General features: G+C 54.4%; 2 protein-coding genes. One reads left to right on the top strand and one right to left on the bottom strand.

What is annotated here, in order from left to right; all coding sequences use genetic code 11:
- On the top strand, window positions 1-218 hold a 218-nt coding region (locus ACR0AM_RS21600), incomplete at its 5' end, for a hypothetical protein (protein WP_480624001.1).
- 15 nt (window positions 219-233) lie between these two features.
- Here the strand turns inward: ACR0AM_RS21600 and ACR0AM_RS21595 are convergent.
- The gene (locus ACR0AM_RS21595; RefSeq protein WP_480624000.1) at window positions 234-1,259 is read right to left on the bottom strand and encodes an IS110 family RNA-guided transposase; all 1,026 of its coding nucleotides are present in this window, start codon (window positions 1,257-1,259) and stop codon (window positions 234-236) included.
- Window positions 1,260-1,333 lie beyond the last annotated feature (74 nt).

The following is a 1,333-nucleotide window of genomic DNA, read 5'->3' as shown; positions in this document are numbered from 1 at the left end:
GTTCTTTAATTGAGCAGCAGCTCTCGGTGATTTTATTCTGGTATCGACCACCTGCAAGGTTCTTTCCGAAGTCATCCAACTGGCGCTTCATCTCGGCGTTCAAGGCGTCAACCCCCAAAGGTCTCATGCGCGGTCTGGTTAGTGAGCCGCATGTAGATCGAACGGGTTCGGTCGACAGCCTGCCGTGTTGGTCGGTACGGCAACTCGTGTTGGGTTAATCCCCGTTACTCTGATTATGCCTCCTTCATTTGAAAAGTTGATCCGTTTGTCCAGATGGCGTGCATCAGGACCGCAAGTTTTCTGGCTAGAGCGACGACCGCCTTCTTGTGACTGGTGCGGGCTTTGAGAGCCCGAGCCCAGCTCTGTAATTCCGATCCTTTGCCCGGTTTTACTCGGTTCAGCAAACTGCTGGCTGCTTCATAAAGCGTTGAGCGCAGCATGGGATCACCGCGTTTCGATATTCGCCCCCCATAGTCGATGTCCCCCGATTGGTAGCGTCGGGACGTCAGTCCTAGATAAGCTCCGACCGATCTGGATTTCACAAATCGATGCGGATTGTCGATGGTCGCCACAAAAGTCACAGCGCTCACCGGGCCAACGCCAGGGATCGTCATTAAACGTTGGCAGGCCTCATCGGTTTTCGCATGGCGCACCATTTCTTTGCTCAGGGTTGCCGCTTGCCGCAGGGCGGCTGTCCGTAAGTCGAGCAAAGGCAGGATAACACTGGACAAGACCGGCCGGTCTTTCAGGATCGCGTGGATCCGTTCTTCGTAGGTTTGAAGATGCTTTGGCAAACGCAGTCCGAAACTCGCCAAAAGGCCGCGGATCGTGTTTTCCACATTTACGCGGGATTTCAACGCCACTTCCCGAGCTTTCAGCAATGCCCGCCGCTCCTGGGCAAGCCGGCTCTTCACCTCAACCTTACGATAGAACCCCGTGCGCGCCAGTTCAGCCAACATGGCGGCATCATTGGCGTCGGTCTTGTTGTGCATCTGACTGAGAACAGCGTGGGCCTGACGCGCGTCAATGCACACCACCGGGAGACCCCGATCCGACAACTCAGTATAGAGCCAGTTCGCCATTCGGCCAGTTTCGAGGACGACGCATTTGAGGGAGCCAAGGTGTTTGCGCAGCGCTTGGAAAATAACATCCGGATCGGTGACTTTCTTCGCAGCAAACACCAGATCACCGTTCTCGTCGCATAAACAAATTGACGTCTCAGCTTTCGAAACATCCAATCCAACAAAACACTGTTCCATTTTACTCTCCTGTCTTTGTTCCGATGCCATCATGCACCGGCCAAGAGAGCTGTCGCTCAATTACTCAGAGTCTC

Source organism: Ruegeria sp. AD9 (assembly GCF_056542305.1).
This window is presented reverse-complemented; position numbering and strand designations above follow the sequence as displayed.

Excerpts from the sequence above, each read along its gene's own strand:
- ACR0AM_RS21595 (WP_480624000.1), bottom strand. The coding sequence starts at position 1,259 with ATGGAACAGTGTTTTGTTGGATTGGATGTTTCGAAAGCTGAGACGTCA.